The 19,817-nt window shown below is 69.7% G+C and carries 16 protein-coding genes, 1 tRNA gene and 3 pseudogenes; 11 read left to right on the forward strand and 9 right to left on the reverse strand.

Features of this window, described 5'->3' with window-relative positions; genetic code table 11:
• Positions 1-27 precede the first annotated feature (27 nt).
• Positions 28-1,080, reverse strand: coding sequence for an L-glyceraldehyde 3-phosphate reductase (gene mgrA / locus AWU67_RS10625; RefSeq protein WP_067228705.1), 1,053 nt, complete (start codon positions 1,078-1,080; stop codon positions 28-30).
• Positions 1,081-1,190: 110 nt separating this feature from the next.
• On the opposite strand from mgrA, the gene AWU67_RS10630 reads away from it, so the two are divergent.
• Complete coding sequence (locus AWU67_RS10630) at positions 1,191-2,177, forward strand: diaminopimelate dehydrogenase (protein ID WP_067228707.1); 987 nt, start codon at positions 1,191-1,193, stop codon at positions 2,175-2,177.
• 142 nt (positions 2,178-2,319) lie between these two features.
• Positions 2,320-2,955 (forward strand): GyrI-like domain-containing protein, encoded by a 636-nt coding sequence (locus AWU67_RS10635; protein ID WP_067228709.1) that lies wholly within the window; start codon positions 2,320-2,322, stop codon positions 2,953-2,955.
• 76 nt (positions 2,956-3,031) lie between these two features.
• Here the strand turns inward: AWU67_RS10635 and AWU67_RS10640 are convergent.
• The 5 genes and pseudogenes from AWU67_RS10640 to galU all read right to left on the reverse strand — a co-directional run bounded on the left by AWU67_RS10640 (position 3,032) and on the right by galU (position 6,164).
• Positions 3,032-3,104: transfer RNA gene (locus tag AWU67_RS10640), tRNA-Ala, on the reverse strand.
• A 73-nt stretch (positions 3,105-3,177) separates the two neighbouring features.
• The gene (locus AWU67_RS10645; RefSeq protein ID WP_067228712.1) at positions 3,178-3,417 is read right to left on the reverse strand and encodes a hypothetical protein; all 240 of its coding nucleotides are present in this window, start codon (positions 3,415-3,417) and stop codon (positions 3,178-3,180) included.
• Between the two features lie 121 nt (positions 3,418-3,538).
• Positions 3,539-4,510 carry a hypothetical protein gene (locus AWU67_RS18085; protein WP_082716928.1) on the reverse strand — a complete coding sequence of 324 codons (972 nt, stop codon included), beginning with the start codon at positions 4,508-4,510 and terminating at the stop codon, positions 3,539-3,541.
• Between the two features lie 103 nt (positions 4,511-4,613).
• Positions 4,614-5,266 (reverse strand): annotated as a pseudogene (locus tag AWU67_RS10655) (GNAT family N-acetyltransferase).
• Positions 5,267-5,270: 4 nt separating this feature from the next.
• Positions 5,271-6,164, reverse strand: a complete 894-nt coding sequence (gene galU, locus AWU67_RS10660; protein ID WP_067228717.1) for a UTP--glucose-1-phosphate uridylyltransferase GalU — start codon at positions 6,162-6,164, stop codon at positions 5,271-5,273.
• A 118-nt stretch (positions 6,165-6,282) separates the two neighbouring features.
• Between galU and AWU67_RS10665 the strand changes: the two genes are divergently transcribed.
• Genes AWU67_RS10665 through mscL form a run of 3 tightly spaced genes read left to right on the forward strand, consistent with a single transcriptional unit; the run spans position 6,283 to position 7,656 of the window.
• Positions 6,283-6,861 carry a 5-formyltetrahydrofolate cyclo-ligase gene (locus tag AWU67_RS10665; protein WP_067228719.1) on the forward strand — a complete coding sequence of 193 codons (579 nt, stop codon included), beginning with the start codon at positions 6,283-6,285 and terminating at the stop codon, positions 6,859-6,861.
• Positions 6,862-6,900: 39 nt separating this feature from the next.
• On the forward strand, positions 6,901-7,215 hold the full coding sequence (locus AWU67_RS10670; protein WP_067228721.1) for an FmdB family zinc ribbon protein: 315 nt from the start codon (positions 6,901-6,903) through the stop codon (positions 7,213-7,215).
• A gap of 27 nt (positions 7,216-7,242) precedes the next feature.
• Positions 7,243-7,656: a large conductance mechanosensitive channel protein MscL gene (mscL, locus tag AWU67_RS10675; RefSeq protein WP_067228724.1), complete on the forward strand. Its 414-nt coding sequence runs from the start codon at positions 7,243-7,245 to the stop codon at positions 7,654-7,656.
• A gap of 398 nt (positions 7,657-8,054) precedes the next feature.
• On the opposite strand, the gene AWU67_RS10680 is transcribed toward mscL, so the two are convergent.
• Positions 8,055-11,828 (reverse strand): ATP-binding protein, encoded by a 3,774-nt coding sequence (locus AWU67_RS10680; protein ID WP_067228726.1) that lies wholly within the window; start codon positions 11,826-11,828, stop codon positions 8,055-8,057.
• 181 nt (positions 11,829-12,009) lie between these two features.
• Between AWU67_RS10680 and AWU67_RS10685 the strand changes: the two genes are divergently transcribed.
• From AWU67_RS10685 to AWU67_RS10705, 5 genes and pseudogenes are all read left to right on the forward strand, one after another.
• The gene (locus tag AWU67_RS10685; RefSeq protein WP_067232592.1) at positions 12,010-13,686 is read left to right on the forward strand and encodes an FAD-dependent oxidoreductase; all 1,677 of its coding nucleotides are present in this window, start codon (positions 12,010-12,012) and stop codon (positions 13,684-13,686) included.
• Positions 13,683-13,991, forward strand: coding sequence for a rhodanese-like domain-containing protein (locus tag AWU67_RS10690; protein WP_067228729.1), 309 nt, complete (start codon positions 13,683-13,685; stop codon positions 13,989-13,991). Before AWU67_RS10685 ends, AWU67_RS10690 begins: the two co-directional genes overlap by 4 nt.
• Complete coding sequence (locus tag AWU67_RS10695; protein WP_067228731.1) at positions 13,988-14,284, forward strand: metal-sensitive transcriptional regulator; 297 nt, start codon at positions 13,988-13,990, stop codon at positions 14,282-14,284. Before AWU67_RS10690 ends, AWU67_RS10695 begins: the two co-directional genes overlap by 4 nt.
• 57 nt (positions 14,285-14,341) lie before the next feature.
• Positions 14,342-14,724: pseudogene (locus tag AWU67_RS10700) on the forward strand (thioredoxin family protein).
• A gap of 16 nt (positions 14,725-14,740) precedes the next feature.
• A complete protein-coding gene (locus AWU67_RS10705; protein WP_067228733.1) occupies positions 14,741-15,748 on the forward strand; it encodes an adenosine deaminase in 1,008 nt (335 codons plus the stop codon).
• A 3-nt stretch (positions 15,749-15,751) separates the two neighbouring features.
• On the opposite strand, the pseudogene AWU67_RS10710 reads toward AWU67_RS10705, so the two are convergent.
• Positions 15,752-16,767, reverse strand: a pseudogene (locus tag AWU67_RS10710) (magnesium and cobalt transport protein CorA).
• 72 nt (positions 16,768-16,839) lie between these two features.
• Positions 16,840-18,129: an LCP family protein gene (locus tag AWU67_RS10715; RefSeq protein WP_067228735.1), complete on the reverse strand. Its 1,290-nt coding sequence runs from the start codon at positions 18,127-18,129 to the stop codon at positions 16,840-16,842.
• Between the two features lie 140 nt (positions 18,130-18,269).
• On the opposite strand from AWU67_RS10715, the gene AWU67_RS10720 reads away from it, so the two are divergent.
• Positions 18,270-19,754 (forward strand): leucyl aminopeptidase, encoded by a 1,485-nt coding sequence (locus AWU67_RS10720; protein WP_067228738.1) that lies wholly within the window; start codon positions 18,270-18,272, stop codon positions 19,752-19,754.
• Positions 19,755-19,817 lie beyond the last annotated feature (63 nt).

A 19,817-nucleotide genomic window follows, 5' to 3' on the forward strand; every position in this document is an offset into this window, starting at 1 on the left:
GCGGCCGACGGCGGCCGCCTCGCGGGGTTAGGGCCGCAACGACGGCAGCGGCCCTCCGCCGCGGGCCTCCGCCCACAGGTCGACCCCGGCATCCCCGGCGAAGCCGTCAATCTCCGCGAGCTCCTCCGCGCTGAAGTCCATCCGGTCCAGCGCGGCGACGTTTTCTTCCAGCTGCGCCACGCGGCTCGCGCCGATGACGAGGCTCGTCACCCGCTCGTCGCGCAGCGCCCAGGCGAGCGCCATCTGGGCGAGCGTCTGGCCGCGGCGCCTGGCGATGGCGTCCAGGCCACGGATCCGCTCCAGCGTCGACTCGGCGAGCATGCCGGCGCCGATCGAGCCGTCGGAGGAGGCGCGGGAGCCCTCCGGCACCCCGCCGAGGTATTTGCCGGTCAGCAGCCCCTGCGCCAGCGCGGTGAATCCGATCACGCCGAAGCCCTCCTCGGCGGCGACGTCGAGCAGCCCATCGGTCTCCACCCAGCGGTTCAGCATCGAGTAGGAGGGCTGGTGGATCAGCAGCGGGGTGCCGAGTTCGCGCAGCAGCCCGGCGAGCGTGCGACTGGCATCCGCGCCGTAGGACGAGATACCGACGTACAGCGCCTTGCCCGAGCGCACCGCGTGGTCGAGCGCGGCCGCCGTCTCTTCGAGCGGCGTACCGGGGTCGGGCCGGTGCGAGTAGAAGATGTCGACGTAGTCGAGGCCGAGTCGGCCGAGCGACTGATCCAGGGAGGCCAGCAGGTGCTTGCGGTTCGCCCCGACGCCGTACGGGCCCGGCCACATGTCCCAGCCGGCTTTGGTCGAGACCACGAGCTCGTCGCGGTGCGGGGCGAGGTCGCTGGCCAGCAGCCGACCGAAAGCGGTCTCGGCGGCGCCGTAGGGCGGGCCGTAGTTGTTGGCCAGGTCGAAGTGGGTCATGCCGAGGTCGAAGGCCCGGCGCACGATGGCACGCTGGTCCTCGAAGGAGCGGACCTCACCGAAGTTCTGCCACAGGCCGAGCGAGAACACGGGCAGTTTCAGCCCAGAGCGCCCGGTGCGCCGGTAGATCATGCGGTCATAACGGTCGTCGGCTGCGAGATACGGCATGCGTCAATGCTAACCACGGATGCCGGCGCTCGGCCTCGTCGCGGGCGGGCGCCGGCGTTGGGTAACGTTGATTCCCTGCCGTTCCGGCAGTGACACAGAAGCGAGGCACCATGAGCACCCCCATTCGCATCGGCATCGCCGGCTACGGCAACCTGGGGCGCGGCGTCGAAGCCGCCATCGCTCACAACGACGACCTCGAGCTGGTTGGCGTGTTCACCCGCCGCGAGCCGGCATCCGTGCAGACTCTCCGCCCGGAGACGCCCGTCTTCGCCCACGACGACCTGGCCGCCCGCACCGCCGACATCGACGTGCTGATCCTCTGCGGCGGCTCGAAGAACGACCTGCCAGAACAGTCCCCCGAACTGGCCGCCCTATTCAACATCGTCGACAGCTTCGACACCCACGCGCGCATCCCCGCGCATTTCGCCGCGGTCGACGCCCCGGCCCGCGCCGCCGGCAAGACGGCCTTGATCTCCTCCGGCTGGGATCCGGGCATGTTCTCGATCAACCGGGTCTACGGCGAGGCGCTGCTGCCCGACGGCGACACCTACACGTTCTGGGGCCGCGGCCTCAGCCAGGGCCACTCCGATGCCGTCCGCCGGGTTCCCGGTGTCGCCGGCGGCGTGCAGTACACGATCCCGAACGAGCAGGCCATCGCCGCCGTGCGGAGCGGCAGCCGGCCCACCCTCAGCACCCGCGAGAAGCACACCCGCGACTGCTTCGTGGTGCTGGCCGAGGGCGCGGATGCCGCGGCCGTGCGAGAGGCGATCGTGACGATGCCCGACTACTTCGCCGACTACGACACAACCGTTACATTCATCAGCGCCGACGAGCTCGCCCAGGACCACGCCGCCATGCCGCACGGTGGTTTCGTCATCCGCAGCGGCAACACCGGCGAGGGCAACTCGCAGGTGATCGAGTACAGCCTGACCCTCGAGAGCAACCCCGAGTTCACGGCAAGCGTGCTCGTCGCCTCGGCCCGCGCCGTGCACCGCCTCAACCAGCGCGGACAGGTCGGCGCGCACACCGTCTTCGATGTGGCGCCCGGACTGTTCTCGCCGAAGTCGGCAGCCGAGCTGCGCGCCGAGCTGCTCTAGGCCCGTCGCGGCCCTCGTTGTGTCTCGCGGCCCTGGGTATACCGGGTGCCGCGAGACATTTCGAGGGCCGCGAGCGGTTTCGACAGGCTCAACCAGCGGGCACGGCGTGACAGCGCCGTGCCCGAGTGGGCACACTATGCGTATGAGCGCAGCCGAGAAGTACGACGTCAAGCGGGCCCTGAAGTCGCTGTACTCGCCGCCGGCCACTGAATTCTCTCGGGTCGTCGTGCCGCCTCTGCACTACCTGGCGATCGACGGCCACGGCGACCCCAACACCTCCGTGCACTATGCCGAAGCGCTGGAGGCGCTCTACAGCGCCGCTTACACGCTGAAGTTCGCGAGCAAGAAAACGCTCGGCCGGGACTTCGTCGTCGCCCCGCTCGAGGGCTTGTGGCGCTCGGCTGATCCCGCGGCGTTCGCCCGACGCGATAAGGCAGCCTGGGAGTGGACGATGCTGATCAACCTGCCCGACTGGGTCAACGCCGAAATGGTCGAGGCCGCGTGCTCGGCGCTACAGGCGAAGAAGCCCATCGCGGCGGCCGGCCTGCTGCGCCTGCACCGCCTCGACGAGGGCGAGTGCATCCAGATCATGCACATCGGCTCCTTCGACGACGAGGCGCCCACCCTGGCGAGGCTGCACGAGGAGTACATGCCGGCGCACGGTCTCACCTTCAACGGCGACCACCACGAGATCTATCTGAGCGACGCCCGGCGCACAGAGCCGAGCAAGCTCAAGACGATCCTCCGGCAGCCAGTGCGCCCACTGCCCGAGATCTAGACTGCCCGCGATCTAGCCGGGAAATCAGCCCGGGAAAGAAAAAGAGGCCGGCATCCGAAGATGCCGGCCTCGCGCGTGGACCCTAGGAGATTCGAACTCCTGACCTCCTCGATGCGAACGAGGCGCGCTACCAACTGCGCCAAGGGCCCGTGCGGTTTCCTACGATACCACCGCTCCGAGCCCCGAAATGACACCCCGCCGCATGACACGCTTTCGCGGGGCTCAATTCGTGATGTTCGGCTCCCCGCCCGTGTCTTCCTCGCCGACGAAACGATACGGAACCGGCTCCTCGGTCTCGTGCCCGATCCGCCACGTGCGCGTGATCTTGCCCTCCGGTTCGTCGTATTCGGTCACGATCTCAGGCTGGTACGCGCCATTGACGTAGTCCAACTCCATCTCCTCGCCATGGCCGATCATGCCCGGGCCGAACAGCACAGCGGTGTAAGTCGTCTTCTCGCTCATCGCTCACCTCACATCTCGGTTCCGGATGCCGCTACGCCGCCGCACCCGACTGACATCAGACGATACGCCCCTCAGCCCGTGCGTGGCGAGGGTTCAGCGCACAACCGGTGCGGGGCAGCTGTTAGCCGGCGGCGCGGCGGCGGCGCAGGACCGCGTCGAGGTCGCCCATGCCGGGTGCCGCGTCGTTGACCATGCCCATGGCGGCGAAGCGGCTGGGGGCGGCGGTTGCTGCAGGGGCAGCAGGGCGTGCAAGCGTTGTGACGGTCGCGGCCGGGGCAGCGGTCTCGGCGTCGAGGGCGGCGGCCCGCTCCATGAGGGCGGCCCTGGCGGCCGCGCGGCGCAGCTCGGCGGCGGCGTCGATGGAAGCTCTGGCCGCGGCGGCGACGGATCCGCGCTCGAGGTAGGCGGGCTTCGGCAGCGGGCGCGGGGTCCAGCCGGGCCGGGCGGTGGCCCTCGGCGAGAACTCGACCGGCGTGAAGCGGGCGGGCGCGGCCGGGGCGGCCGGCACGGCGCGGGCGACCTGCGCGGCGGCTCGTCCGGTCTTGGCCAGCGATCCGAGCGTGAGCACGGCGGCGACGCCACCGGCGAGGCCGAGGCCGAGCAGCAGCACGGAGCCGCCGAGAACGGCGATGATGCCACCGGCGATGACGCTGACCAAGGCAGCCAGGAGGCAGAGGGCGGTGGCGGCGCGGGCACGGCGGAGCGTGCGCAGCTTGCCCCGGGCGACGAGCACCGGGTTGGCGGCGACGCGGGCGGCTTCGGCCCGCACCTGCTCGATGCGCAGCGCATCTTCCGCGCGGCGGGTCTTGGCAGCGGCGGCGGCCTCGGCCTTGACCAGCTCACGGGCCGCGACCTCGCGTTCCCGCAGAACCTTGGACTGCGCGACGGCCTCCCGGGCGGTGGCCTCCACGACGAGCTCCTGCGGAGCCTCAGCCGTCTCGGCGAGAGCGCGCAGCGTCTGCTGCAGTCGAACCGCGTTCAGCTCGCTGGCGAGGTACTGGCGCCGGTGCAGCCACGTCGGCAGCAGGTAGGCAAGCCAAAGCACGGCGGCCGCGGCCACCAACACTCCCCCACCCAGCGCGTCTGCACCCATAGCCTCTAAGTTAGGCCGAAGCGTGCATACGGCGCGACTGCTTCTGGGCGTGTCTTCAGGTTTTTCCCAGAATACCCCTGTTTGGGGTGTCGCCACGGGCGATTCAGGGGCGGGCGCGTGGTAACGGCTGAGCCGCACGCGATGCGTCCTGCGGGGGATCGCCGCGGCATCCGCCGGCACGACCCCGTGCCGCCAGCGCTCCAATACGCCGCTCGGCAGCTCCTCGCGCACCAGGGCGAAGCAGTAGTGGTCGCGCCAGTCGCCGTCGATGTGAATGTAGCGCCGGCGCAACCCCTCATAGCGGAAGCCCAACTTCTGCACCACGCGCAGGCTCGGCCCGTTCTCTGGCCGGATGCAGATCTCCATCCGGTGCAGGCCCAACTGGCCGAAGCAGTAGTCGGTGGCCAGAGCGACGGATGTCGGCGTGATGCCCCGGCCGGCGAAGGACTCGGCCACCCAGTAGCCGAGCGTGGCCGAGGCGAGCGAGCCGTAGCTGATCGACGACACGTTCAGCTGCCCGGCGATCTGGCCATCCCACTCGATGACGAAGGGCAGCCCGTAGCCGCCGCGCGCGTGTGAGAGCAGGTTGCGGATGCCGCTGCGCAGGTCGAAGGAGCCGATGCCCTGCGGGCTGGTGGCCTCCCATTTGCTCAGCCAGGCCCGGTTCTCCAGCAGCAGCCGTTCCAGGGCGCGCGCATCACGCAGCCGGATCGGGCGCAGGGTCACTGCGCCCTCTCTCAGCGTGGGCAGCACCATGGGATCAGGCCAGGTCGCCGACGAACTGCTTCAGCCACACCCGCAGGTCCGGGCCGAGGTCTTCGCGGTCGGTGGCGAGCTGCACGATGGCCTTGATGTAGTCGAGGCGGTCGCCCGTGTCGTAGCGGCGGCCGCGGAACACGACGCCGTAGACGCCGCCCGTGTTCTCGGCATCCGCGGCCAGCACCTCGAGGGCGTCCGTCAGCTGGATCTCGCCGCCCTTGCCGGGGGGCGTGTTCTCGAGCACGTCGAAGATCTCGGGCTTCAGCACGTAGCGGCCGATGATGGCGTAGTTGGATGGCGCGTCCTCGCGGTTCGGCTTCTCGACCAGGCCGGTGATGCGCACGACATCCGGGGTCTCGGTCAGCTCGATCGCCGCCGCGCCGTACATGTGGATGTTCTCGGGGTCGACCTCGAGCAGCGCGACGATGGTGGCGTTGCGCGCAACCTGCTCGTCGAGCATGCGCTCCAGCAGCACATCGCGGGCGTCGATGATGTCGTCACCGAGCAGCACTGCGAAGGGGGCGTTGCCCACGTGCATCCGGGCACGCAGCACTGCGTGTCCCAAACCGAGCGGGTCGCCCTGGCGCACGTAGTGCATGTCGGCCAGATCGGTGGACTCCATCACCTTGGCGAGCCGGGCGGTGTCGCCCTTCGCCTCGAGCGTCGCCTCGAGCTCGGTCATGCGGTCAAAGTGGTTCTCGAGCGCGTTCTTGTTGCGCCCGGTGATCATGAGCACGTCGTGCAGGCCCGCGTTCACGGCCTCCTCAACGACGTACTGGATGGCAGGTTTGTCGACGACAGGGAGCATCTCCTTCGGCATCGCTTTCGTCGCCGGCAGAAATCGGGTCCCCATGCCTGCAGCGGGGATAACGGCCTTTGTTGCACGAACAGTCATAACGGCAAGCGTACCCATAGCCCCGCGCGCGTGGGCTACCGCCCTCTGGATAGGGGGCACCGCCTCGATCGCTGCGCCCCTTCCGGCCCGGCAGAGGTGCAGCGCCTAGGATGGGGCCATGTCTCCCGATCCCACGTTGGCCAAGCGCGCACTGCGTGCCGAGCTCCGCGAGCGGCGCCAGAACCTCTCCCAGCACGAGCGCGACATCGCCACGGCCGGGCTGACAGAGAACCTCGAGACCATCACTCGCCAGCTCTCGGCCCGCTCCATCTCCTGTTTCCTCTCCGCCCCGACGGAGCCGAACACGCGCCCGTTCATCAACTGGGCCGAGGCGCAGGGCATCCGCGTGCTGTTCCCCGTCTCTCGCGACGACGGCCTGCTCGACTGGACCGTCGGCGAGGAGAGCGTTGAGCGGCAGGGGCTCTTCGGCATGCCGGAGGCGGTCGGCGAACTGCTCGGGCCGATTGCGATCAACGATGTCGACCTGATCATCGTGCCAGCGGCATCCGTCGACAAGACCGGCATGCGCATGGGCTGGGGCCGAGGCTATTTCGACAAGACGCTCGGTTCGATGGAGAATTGTCCTCCGGTGTACGCGGTGATCTTCGACAGCGAGTTCGTTGACGAGGTTCCACGCGAGCTGCACGACCAACCGGTCAACGGCGTCGTCACTCCCACCCGCATCCTCGCCCTTTAGCTTTTCGCCCCGCTCCTCTCAACACAGCACGGAGACTCAGTGCCCACCTATTCCTACCGTTGCACCGAGTGCGACAACGCCTTCGACATCCACCAGGCCTTCAGCGATGACTCGCTGACGGTGTGCGAGGTGTGCAGCGGCAAGCTGCGCAAGGTGTTCAACAGCATCGGCGTCACGTTCAACGGCAGCGGCTTCTACCGCACCGACTCGCGCTCCGGCGGCAGCTCGCTGCCCGCGGCGCCCGGCAGCGGGGCATCCAGCAGCTCCTCGTCCTCCGCATCGGCGCCCGCTTCGGCGCCCGCGAGCGCCCCCGCGGCGTCGGCCCCCAAGGCCAGCAGCACAACCAGCAACTAGGCCGCACGGCCGGGAAAGGGAACGATCTTGCTCAAGGGCTTCCGCGAATTCATCATGCGCGGCAACGTCATCGACCTGGCTGTCGCCGTGGTCATCGGTGCCGCATTCACGTCCGTTGTCACGGCGATCGTCGAGGGCATCTTCAACCCACTGATCGGCGCCATCTTCAATGCGAAGAGCCTCGACGCCGCCTTCATTCTTGAGCTGCCGGATGGCGCGGAGCTGAAGTTCGGCGCCGTGCTCGGCGCGATCATCACCTTCCTGATCGTCGCCGCCGTCGTCTACTTCGTCTTCGTGATGCCGATCAACAAGCTGAAGCAGATGCAGGAGGCCAAGCGCGAGTCCGGCATCGAGGATGCCAGCGCGCCCGTCACCGAGCTGGACCTGCTCACCGAGATCCGCGACGCTCTCGTCTCCGGCGAGGCCAAGCAGCTGCGATAGCCAGCGCCAGCGAACGTCACGCGCCGACCGCCTCCTGGTGGTCGGCGCGTTTGCGTGTGCGCTGTGCCCGCCTGGGCTACCAGTGCGGCGGCTTGTCGGCGCGCAGCCGTGCGTCGTTGGGGCCGGCCGCCGAGGGGCCCCGGGTGCCGCGGCGCCCGGCGCATCGAACACGGTGTCGGTGTGCAGGAGGGGCGACTCCGGGCTCGCGTCGGTTCCAGCAACCGGGGTCAGCCGCGAGCGGCGGCTCGTGCCGGGCACCTTCTCCACCCACTGCCGCGGGGCGGCGTTCTTGTCATTCATCGCTGTCCAGCCTACGCGGCCAACAGCGCCACTCGAGCGGGAGCCTGCCCGCTGGTTGAGCTTGTCGAAATCATGGCGTCGACACGCTCAACCGGCGCTTAGTAGGCGGCGGGGCGGAAGTCGAGCACGGCGGCGACGCGCAGCGCGACGGCATCCGGGTCGCTGAACAGCTCGAAGCTGTGCACGCGCAGGTAGTGCCAGCCGAGCCGGCGCAGCACCTCTGGCTTCAGCCGCAGCGACTCGCGCAGGCTGGACTCGCCGACCGCCGCATCCGTCTCGACGACGATTGCGCGGCCCTCGTGCGATGCGGCCAGCGCCAGTTTGCCGCGGTGGCCGAGCTCGACCCTGATGCCCATCTTCTGCAGGCGGGCGGCCAGGTCCAGCAGCATCGGCTCGCTGTCGTCGGGCAGGTGCACCTCGGCCTCGCGGGCCTCGGTCTGGCTGAGCACCTGAGAGAGTGCCAGGATGCCGTGGCGCTGCCTGTCTTCGTCGATGTCCTCCGGGCGGAAGCAGGAGACGATGTCCATGGCGCGCCGGGCTCGGGTCATGCCGACGGCCAGCAGGCGGTCGCCGCCCGGCTCGCCGAGGGCGCCGAAGTTCGAGAGCAGCCGGCCGTGCGGGGTGCGGCCGTAGCCGATCGAGAAGATGACCCGGTCGCGGCTCTGCGCCACGGACTGCTCCAGGGTGAGCACCGTGAACGGCTCGACCCGGTCGCCCAGGATGAAGTCGCTGAGGTCGGTGCGCTTGGCGAATGCGGCCAGCACCGCCTGGTGCACCCGGACGGCGTGCCGGTTGCTGGCGGTGATCACCATGAGCGATTCCCGCGGCCGGTTCATGGCGTGGTCGAGCACCAGGGCGACGACGTCGGCCACCTCGGCGTCCACGCTCTCCACCGCGCCGGTGTCGGCGTCCGGCATGCCGTGGCCGCCGCTGACGTAGTGCAGCGCCAGGCTGCCGTGCCCGAGGAAGCTGCCAGCCCACGGCAGGGAGTCGATGCGGCCGCCGTAGAAGCGGCGGTTCACCAGCTCGGCGAGGTCTTCGCCGCCTGCACGGTAGCTGCGGGTGAGGGTGAGCGTCGGCAGCAGTTCGCCGAGCCGGGCCAGCGCGGAGTCCGCGTGCAGGGCGTCGACGGCGCTGCGGTTCTCGGGCGACTCCTCCTCGGCCTGGGCCGAGGGCGTCTGGTCGGCCAGCGCGGCCTCGCTGATGCCGGTCGCGAACGGGGCGGGCGACTGGGTCACCGGGTCTCCGAAGACCACCAGCTGCTTGCCTCGGCGGATCGCACCGAGGTTCTCGGCGAAGGTCGTCGCACCGGCATCCACCAGAACGACGGTGTCGAAGGCGATGCGGTCGGTGATCTCGGCCACCTCGTAGGGCGACGCGAGCCAGACCGGGGCCAGCACGCGCGAGAGGTGCGGCGCGGCCTCGTGCAGGGCGGCCGGCGTCGTGCGCTCGGTGCGCAGCAGCTGGCGCAGTGCGTCGGCCTCCTCTGGCCAGTCGACGACGCCGATCTTCCAGGTCTCGGCCAACAGCCAGGCCAGCTGCGCGCCAGAGGCGCCGGCATGGGCCTCGTCGACGAGGCGGAAGTCGGACTCCAGCCGGTCCAGCACGTGCGTGTTCGCGTTCAGCAGCGCCTTGTCGTTGCCGAGCATCGACTCCAGCACCGACTGCCACCAGGCGAGCTCCAGCTCGGCCGAGACGGCGGCCTCGGGAACATGGCGCTGCGAGAGGTCCATCAGCAGCGGGTCGAGGGAGAGCTCGCGCAGCTGCCCGAGGATCGCGGTGCGCTCCTGCAGGTTGGCGAGCACCTCGGACTCGGCGGCGAGGCCGCTGAGCGCGCTGGCGAGCTCTGCGATCGGGCGGGCGGCCAGCTGGCGGGCGGTTCCGGCGACGCCGAGCGGGGCGTCGAGCTTGGCGAGGTCTTCAGCCACCCGGGTGTATGCGACGTGCACGTCGGCGATGCCGACGGGAACCTCGGGGGTCGAGCCGGCCACCACGTAGCGCTGCCACAAGGTGCGCTGCTGCTGGATGCGCTTCAACGCATCGTTCATGTCGGTCACGTGCACGCCGGGGCGCAGGTACTCGTGGGCAAGCTTCTTCAGCCGGCGCCGGTTCACACCGGACATCTCCGGCGACTCCCGGCGCGGGGAGGTCGCGGCGATCAGCTCGGTCAGAGAGCGGTCGAACACGGCGGGCTGGAACTTGTCCAGGGTCTCGCGCATGTCGAGCAGCAGCCGCAGGTAGATGCCGAGCTCTGCCACCGACTCGAATGGCCGCAGACGGGTCTGGGCGATGAGCGCGTTGGCCCGCTCCAGCAGGCGCGGCAGCTCGACGCGGTCCAGCTGCTTGGCGAGCTCGTGCGTGGCCGTGGCCTCGGCCGTCGAGCGGAACGAGGCGCCGTACCAGGGCGAGTCGCCAGGGCCGTAGCGGAACTCGCCGAGCGCAGCTGCCTTGATCAGCGCTTCTGCGGCCACGGAGCGGTCGTGTGCGAGCGCCTCCAACGAGACCCGGTCGAGCCGGGCCGTCGTCGACGGGGATGTCGGCAGCAGGGCGAGCCGGGCCAGCTCACCGAGCGCGTCCAGCACAGAGACGCCGAGCGTCGGGTCCTTGCGGGTGAGCGCACCGCGGTAGTCGAGCAGCACCTTGCGCAGGCGCACCAGGGCGTCGTCGACCTCGCCGACGCTCGGCTGAACGGCCTTCTCGTTGCGGCTGATCGACTGGATGACGTCACGGCGCAGTGTGCGGCGGGTGACGGCCAGCCCGCCCAGGCCGACCTGCCCGAGACGGTGCGTGATGCCCTCGAGGGTGGAGCGGCGCGCGCTCACGACGAGCACTCGCTTGTGCGCTCCGACGAGCGCGCCGAGCGCGTTGACGATGGTCTGCGTTCCGCCGGTGCCCGGCAGGGTCTTGACGACGATGGAGTTGCCAGCGGCGATCTGCGCGACGACGTTCTCCTGCTCGGCGTCGGCATCCAGCAGCAGCGTGTCGGTGGCCGGCGGCCTGGCATCCTGGCTGGGCGGCTGCACCGGTGTGTATGCGGCCTCGATGCTCTTGCGGGCGGCCGGGTTGCCGGCGATCGCGTCGATGACCGGGTGCTCGAGCACGGCGGCATCCGCAGACATCGTGCTGCCCACCTCGACGAACGAGGAGACGACCAGGCGCGGCATCACGTTGAACCAGGGCAGGTGCGAGGTGAGGCCACGCAGCCTGTCGATGACCGGCTGCGGCTTGAACGCGCCGTTGCTGAGCGCCAGGGCCACGAAGGAGTCGGCGTCGAGCGAGATCTGGAACTGCTCCTGCAGGGCGCGGGCCAGCGCGGGGTTCAGGAAGGGCGCGCCGGTCAGCTTGAGCTCGAAGTCGCGTCCATAGCGGCGGATCGCGAGCGGGCGCAGCAGAACCGGGCCGAGGAAGTCTTGGTCGCCGTAGCGCCACTGGGCGAGCCCGATCGCCAGGTGCACCGATTCGAGGCCGCGCATCGAGCGCAGTTCGATGCCGCGCTGGGTGATCACGCCGGCGGCGAGGCGGGCGTTGCGCAGGGCCAGTTCGTCGCGGATCAGGCTGGACAGCATGGTGGTCTTGCCGGTGATGAACGGCGGCAGCCCACCGGGGTGCGTCACGCTCAGCTCGATGCGGGTGCGCGTGTTGTCGTCGAAGTGCAGCAGCGGCGAGCGCCCACCCAGTTCGGCCAACTCGTTGCGCCAGCGCTCCCACTCGCTCTCGGCGATATTGCCCGCCAGCAGGCTCGGGTCGCCGAGGCTCAGCGCATGCGGAGAAGTGGTGTGGGCAGGGCCGGGCGCCGGCGAGGACTCCTCCGCGTCGCCGTCAAACTCGGACAGGAAGTCGTCGTCATCGTTTTTCTTATCCATTCGCCACACACAGCCACACTATTTCCAGTGGGCGGGAATGCCGTGCAGGTGACCGGAGTTTCGCTCAATGAACATGCGGAGAGAGCATTCTCCCAGACTGCTCGCATACCCTTGGGGTATCCAATCAGTAAGGAGTCCCGTGAGCGAGCAGGCACCAGTCACCGTGATCGTCGGCGGAGTCGCCGGCGGCATGTCGAGCGCAACCAGGCTGCGCCGCCTCGATGAGCGACGCGAGATCATCGTGGTCGAGCGGGGCGAGCACGTCTCCTTCGCGAACTGCGGCCTGCCCTACCACGTCTCCGGCACCATCGCCGCGCGGGACTCCCTGCTGCTGCAGACCCCGCAGGCGCTCGCCAACCGATTCCGTCTCGATGTGCGCGTGCAGACGGAGGCCGTCGCGATCGACCGCGCCGGGCGCACGATCAGCCTGCGCAATGTGGCCACCGGCGAGCTCAGCGAGCAGCACTTCGACACCCTCGTGCTCTCCCCCGGCGCCACCCCGAACATCCCCGCCGCCCTCGACGGCGACCCGCGCGTGCACACCCTGCGCGACGTGGCCGACCTCGACCGCATCATGGAGGCCCTCGCCGCCACCGTCGAGGACGCCCCTCTGCAGAACGCCATTGTGCTGGGCGGCGGATACATCGGCGTCGAGTTGGCCGAGAACCTGGTGGCCCGCGGCCTCTCTGTGACGATCGTGCAGCGCGGAGCGCAGCTGCTCTCGGCGCTCGACGCCGAGATGGTCGCGCCGTTCGCCGACCACGTGCTGGAATCCGGAGTCGCCCTGCGCCTCGGCGTCGAGGTCGTCGGCTTCGACGACGACGCCCTGTCGCTCAGCGACGGCAGCGTGCTCCCCGCCGACCTCGTGTTCTCTGCGATCGGAGTGCGCCCCGCCAGCACCCTCGCCGCCGAGTCCGGCCTTGCCCTCGGCCCGCACGGCGGCATCCTGGTCGACGAGCTGCACCGCACCTCCGACCCGGCCATCTTCGCCGTCGGCGATGTGGCAGAGAAGACGGATGCCGCCACCGGCGAGCCCCGCCTGCTGCCGCTGGCCGGCCTCGCCAACCGGCACGGCCGCGCCGTCGCAGACACCATCTCCGGGCTCGACTCGTCGATTCCGGCGGCGCCGTCGCCGCGCGCCCTCGGCACCGCCATCGTCGGCTTCCGCGGGCTCACCGCCGCCAGCGTCGGCTGGAACGAGCGCGAGCTCACCGCCCAAGGCCGCGCCGTTCGCGTCATGCACAGCCACCCGCTCTCGCACGCCGGCTACTACCCCGGTGCCCAGATGCTCTCGATCAAGCTGCTCGTCGACCCGGCCTCCGACCGGATCCTCGGCGCCCAGGCGGTGGGCCGCGACGGTGTCGACAAGCGCATCGACGTGATCGCCACCGCGATGAGCGCCGGCCTGCCGGCATCCGCCCTCGCCGACCTTGAGCTCGCCTACGCCCCGCAGTACGGCTCGGCCAAGGACCCGGTCAACCTGCTCGGTTACCTGAACCGCAATCGCGCGGCCGGCACCGACGCCACCCTGCAGTGGCACGAGTTGCAGGCGGCGCTGGATTCCGGCGCGTTCCTGCTCGACGTGCGCGCCCCCGGCCAGCTGGCAGAGGGCCTGATCCCCGGCGCCACGCACATCCCGGTGGAGCAGCTGCGCGAACGCCACCATGAACTCCCGGCGGGCCGTATCGTCGTGCACTGCCGGGTCGGCCAGGGGGCGCACACCGCCGCCCGGCTGCTGCGCAACCTCGGCCATGACGTCGTCAACCTCGACGGCGGCTACCTCACCTGGCGTGACGCCCAGCGCGCCGACGCCCTCCGCGACAACTCCCCCGCTTCCACCCCAACCACAGAAGGTGCCACACGATGATCGAAATCCAGCCGACCGAACTCGCCGCCATCGACGGCGCCATCATCCTCGACGTGCGCGAGGACCACGAGTTCGCCGAGGTGCGCGCGGCAACCGCCGTCAGCATCCCGATGAGCCAGTTCGTCGACCGCTTCGACGAGGTACCGGTCGACGAGACGCTGTACGTGATCTGTGCGGCGGGCGGCCGCAGCGCCCAGGTCGCGCAGTACCTCGAGCAGCGCGGCTACGAGGCCGTCAACGTCGCAGGCGGAACCGGCGCGTGGGTCGCCGCCGGCCTGCCCACCCTGAGCGGAGCCCCGGCATGATCGAGCCCAGCGGGAACATCGACATCGACGATGCCCAACGTCGCATCCTGAACCGGCTGAAGCGGGCCCGCGGCCAGCTCAACGCCGTGATCGACTCGGTAGAGCAGGGGGCAGACTGCCGCACGGTAGTCAGCCAGCTCTCCGCTGTGACGGGGGCGCTCGACAAGGCCGGCTTCGCCATCATCTCCACGGCGATGCGTGACTGTGTCACCGCGGATACCGCGGCCGACGAGAGCGCCGAACAGCCGCTCACGGTCGCCGAGCTCGAGAAGCTCTTCCTCACCCTCGCCTGACCCCAGGCGAACAAACCCTCAACACAACAAACTCTCAACACAACAGAAAGCGAGCCCATGGCTACCATCGACATCACCGAAGCAACCTTCGACCAGACCATCACCGAGAACGGCATCGTGTTCGTTGACTTCTGGGCCGACTGGTGCGGCCCCTGCCGCAACTTCGCCCCGTCTACTCCGCGGCCTCCGAGAAGCACCCCGATGTGGTCTTCGCCAAGGTCGACACCGACGCCAACCAGGGTCTGGCCGCCGCCGCGAACATCACCTCGATCCCCACTCTGATGGCGTTCCGCGACAAGGTGCTCGTGTTCTCGCAGCCGGGCGCACTGCCGGCTGCCGCATTCAACGAGCTCGTCGACGCCGTCAAGGGCATCGATATGGTCGCCGTGCACGCCGAGATCGCCAAGCAGGATGCCGCAGAGGCCACCGCCGCCGAATAGCAGGCAGAATGGTCTGATGCGCCTGCCCCTGGTCGAACTCCACCTGCACCTCGAGGGAACCCTCGAACCCGAGCTGATCTTTGAGCTCGCCGAACGCAATGGGGTGGCATTGCCGTGGGGCTCCCTCGACGAGCTGCGCGAGCAGTATGCGTTCAGCGACCTGCAGACGTTCCTCAACCTGTACTACGCGAACCTCGACGTCGTGCGCACCCGAGCCGACTTCGCCCTGCTCACCACGCGCTACCTCGAGCGTGCCGCCGCCGGCGGCGTGCGGCACGCCGAGGTGTTCTTCGACCCGCAAGCGCACACCAGTCGCGGAGTCGAGCTCGGCGAGGCCCTCGGCGGCGTGCACGACGCGCTGCAAGACGGCGAGCGCACGCTCGGAATCAGCAGCAAGCTGATCGTCGCCTTCCTGCGTGACCGCCCGGCCGCCGAGGCGCTCGACGTGCTCAAGCAGGTGCTCGCCGGCCCGGTGCCGGTCGACGGCATCGGACTGGACTCGGCCGAGGTGGGCTACCCGCCGGAGCTGTTCGCCGAGGTCTTCGCCCTCGGCAAAGCCAATGGCCTGCGCCTCGTGGCTCACGCCGGCGAGGAGGGCCCGCCTGCCTACGTCTGGACGGCGTTGGACCTGCTCGGCGTCGAACGCGTTGACCACGGCATCCGCAGCCTGGAGGACGACGCCCTCGTGCAGCGCCTCGTCGACGAGCGGATGCCGCTGACGGTCTGCCCGCTCTCCAACGTGCGGTTGCGCGTCGTCGAAACGATCGCCGACCACCCGCTGCCGCAGATGCTGGAGCTCGGCCTGCTGGTCACCGTGAACTCCGACGACCCCGCCTACTTCGGCGGCTACATCGATGACAACATGGCTGCGCTGCAGGAGGCCTTCGGGCTCAGCGCGGCCCAGCGTGCCCTGCTCGCCCGCAACGGCGTCGAGGCGTCCTTCCTCGATCCGGCCGGCAAGGCGCAGCTGTTCGCCGAGATCGACGCGTGGCTGGCCGCCCAGCCGTCTGGCCCCAGCCGGTAACCGTTAAAGCCAGTTGCGCTTCTTGAACACCCGGTACAGCCCGAAGCCCATTGCCAGCATCAGGCCAACGGCGAAGGGGTAGCCCAACGCCCAGTGCAGCTCCGGCATCACGTCGAAATTCATGCCGTAAATACTGGCGATGAGCGTTGGGGCGAACAAGATCGCGGCCCAGCTCGAGATCTTCTTGACCTCTTCGCTCTGGGCGATGCTGGTCTCGGAGAGATGGCGCATCTCCTCGTTTTGGCGCTGCCCGACAACGGTCAGGTGCACGGTGAGCGCGTCCTGGAGCAACTGCCGGTAGTTGGCCACCCGGTCGCCGATCGGGATGACGTGGTCGAGCACGTCGCGCAAATGCCGCTGCAGCTCCAGGTCGACCTTGTACTTCTCGCTGCCGGCCTGCAACGCCTCGATCATCGCGCGCAGCGGGGCGATGCCGCGCTGGAACTCGATCACCTCGCGGGAGAGCCCGAAGATGCGCCGCGACACGTCGATCGACTCGCTGAACAGCTCGTCCTCGATCTCGTCGATGTCGTTCTCCAGGCCCGCCACGACGGGCCCGTACTCGTCGACGACCTGGTCGAGCACCGCGTAGAGCACCGCCTCCGGGCCGAAGCACAGCAGGTCGGGCGAGCTCTCGAGCCGGCGCCGCACGGCGGCGAGGTCCGGCGACTCCGCGTGCCGGATCGTGATCACGAAGTCCGGCCCGACGAACATGTGCAGTTCGCCGAACTCGACCTCCTCCTCGGCGTCGAGGTAGCGGGCCGGCCGCAGCACGACGAACAGGCAGTCGCCGTAGCGCTCCAACTTGGCCCGTTGGTGGCCGTTCAGCGCGTCGGCGACGGCCAGGTGGTGCAGCCCGAACTCGGCGGCGACGGCATGAATCTCGTCCGCCGTCGGGCGGTAGAGCCCGATCCAGGCGAAACCGCCGGAATCGCGCATGGCCTCGAACGTCTCGTCGAGGCTGTCGGGGTCTTGACCCTGGTGCCGTCGCGGTAGATGCCGTTGTCGACCAATGCCATGGGGCGCTCCTTCCGGGGCGGGGATGACGGGCGGCGCGCGGATGCCGCCTCGTCCCAGACTACCGGCCGGCTCTAGCCGCCAAACGCCTTGGTGCAGGTGGTCTGTGCGCCCGTCTGGCCGGTGAGCCCCTGCACGACGGGTGCCTCGGTCGGCGGCGTCGTTGTGGCCGGGGCGGAGGGGTCGGCGGTCGCATCGGGGGCCGCGGACGGGGTATCGGCCGGGGGTGCCGACGGGGTCGCGCTCCCGCCCTGCTCCACGACACCGGCGCCGGCGGAGTCCGGTGGCAGGCTGAACGCCTGGTCGTTCTGCAGCATCCCCATCAGCTCGTCGGCCAGGGGCTGCTCCGGCTCGACCTTGCCAGAGAAATCGTAGGAATCCACGACGGGGTACTGCACGAAGACGACCTTGTCGAGCGGGATGTCTTTGAGGCTCAGCGCCAACGAGATCATCGCGCCGGGGTCGGCCAGCGAGGTGGAGAAGGTCATGTGGTCGGAGGCCACGCGGGCCAGCCCGTACAGCTTGACCGGGTCGGAGAGGGTCGAATCCGAGCGCACCGTGCGCAGCAACGAGGCCATGAACTGCTGCTGGTTCGAGATGCGCGAGAGGTCGCTGCCGTCGCCGATCTCGTAGCGCGAGCGCAGGAAGGCCAGCGCCGTCGGGCCAGAGATCACGCTCTCGCCGGCCGGCAGGTCGAGGGCCGCACCGGGGTCGACGACCGGCTCCGCCAGGCAGACCGGCACACCGCCGACCGCGTTGCTCAACGCGATCACGCCGTTGAACGACACCAGGCCGGCGTATCCGATGTCCAGGCCGGTGACGCTCGAGACGGTCTTGACGATGCAGCCCAGGCCGCCCCTCTCGTAGGCGTTGTTCAGCGGGAGCGCATCGGTGGAGCCGAACGTCTCGCCGGTTTTCGGGTCGGTGCACTCCGGCTGCGGAATCACCAGGTCGCGGGGCAGGGTGAGGGCCACGGCGTTCTGGTGGTCGGCCGACACGTGCAGCAGGATGTTGACGTCGTTGAGGGTGGCATCCCGCACACCGAAGTCAGTGCCCTGGTTGGCGTCGTTGTCTGTGCCGACGACGAGCAGGTTGAACCCGCCCTCGACCGCTCCGAAGCCGGGCGGGATGGGCAACGGCGTGCTGCCGGGTGCCGAGATGTCGACCGCGTTGTCCTGAACGCCGCGCAGGGTGTCAAACACCGCGTAGGCGCCGACGGCGCTCGTGGAGACGAACAACACGGCGATCGCGGCGGCCGTGAGTTTCAGCAGGTCGCGCGTGGCACTGCGACGGCGTTGGCGGCCGTGCCGGACGGGGCGCTCGGGCGCGCGCCGTTCCGCTCTCGTGCCGCCCGTTTCACTCACCGCGCCCCACTCTCAGAAATGCTTCGCTGCAACCGTCAACCCTGACACTACAGTTCTCACGCTTCGACGTGGCTGTGCATCGCTTAGGGTCGTTTCTAGGCACTTCTCCGGTGCGGCCAGCCCCAAAGAACGGACTCCCCATGACCACTTCTCGTGTTGCGCCCAGCGCAGCGGAACTCGACTCCCTCAGCGCCGATGTCCTCGTGCTCGGAGCGGTTTCGGGCTCCGACGGCCCCGTGCTGCTCGGGGATGCCCCGGCCGTCGAGGAGATCACCGCCCAGTTCGCCACGTTCGGCTTCGGCGGCAAGGCCGACGAGCTGCTGCGCCTGCCCACCGAGGACCCGTCCTTCGGCAGCGTGGCCATCATCGGCCTGGGTGCGGATGCCGGCACCGACGCCGTGCGCAACGCGGCCGCCTCCGCGGTGCGCCAGCTCGCCGGCGCCGAGTCACTCGTGCTCGACTTCGGTATCAACAGCGCGGCCGACACCATCGCGGCGGTCGAGGGCGCAACGCTCGGCGCCTACGCGTTCGACGTGTTCCGCGGCAAGACCAAGGCCGCTCAGAAGCCGACGGCGGCCTCCGTCACCGTCCTCAGCCCGGCCGCCGTCTCCGCCGAGGAGCTGGCCAGGGTCGACGTGCTAGCGGATGCGGTCAACTTCGTGAAGGACCTGACGAACACCCCCGGCGCCGAGCTCTACCCGGCATCCTTCGCCACGGCCGCCGAGCGCGCGGCCGACGGTCTGCCGGTCACCGTCGAGGTGTGGGACGAGGCCAAGCTCTCCGAGGAGGGCTGCGGCGGCATCCTCGGCGTCGGCCAGGGTTCCTCACGCCTGCCCCGCCTGATCAAGGTCAGCTACAACCCGGCCGGCGCAAGCAAGCACCTCGCATTCGTCGGCAAGGGCATCACGTTCGACACCGGCGGAAACTCGATGAAGCCGGCCGACTTCATGCTCACCATGCACCACGACATGGCCGGCGCCGCCACCGTGCTCGCCGCGACCATCGCCGCCGCCCGCCTGCAGCTGAACGTGCGCGTCACCGCCTGGCTGTGCGTGGCCGAGAACCTCGTCTCGGGCACCTCAATCCGCCCGAACGACGTGCTCACCATGCGTGATGGCACCACCGTCGAGGTGCTCAACACCGACGCGGAGGGCCGCCTGGTCATGGCCGACGGCCTGTCCCTGGCGAGCGAGGAGCACCCGGACGCGATCATCGACGTCGCCACCCTCACCGGTGCCGCGATCGTGGCGCTCGGCCGGCGCACCGCCGCCGTCATGGGTGACGACGACCTCGTCGCAACCGTTGTGGCGGCCGGCAAGGCCACCGGCGAGGCACACTGGCCGATGCCGCTACCCGGCGAGCTGCGCGGCCTGCTCGACTCCCGCTTCGCCGACCTGGCCAACCTCAACCCGTCCGTGCGCGACGCCGGTTCGCTGCTCGCCGGCGTGTTCCTGCGTGAATTCATCGGCAAGACCGCGGACGGCTCGGGCACCATCCCGTGGGCACACCTCGACATCGCGGGAACCGGCACGCACAACGGTGCGGCCTACGGCGTCACCAGCAGCGGCGGCACCGGTGCCTCGGTGCGCACCATGATCACCGTGCTGGAGGGCTTCGCCGAGTAACGGCGCCCACCGCCCCACCGAGCGGGGGCTTCTGCACAGTCGCGCGTTGCGACACCGTGCAGA

Source organism: Microterricola viridarii, assembly GCF_001542775.1.
GTDB classification, from domain to species: Bacteria; Actinomycetota; Actinomycetes; order Actinomycetales; family Microbacteriaceae; genus Microterricola; species Microterricola viridarii_A.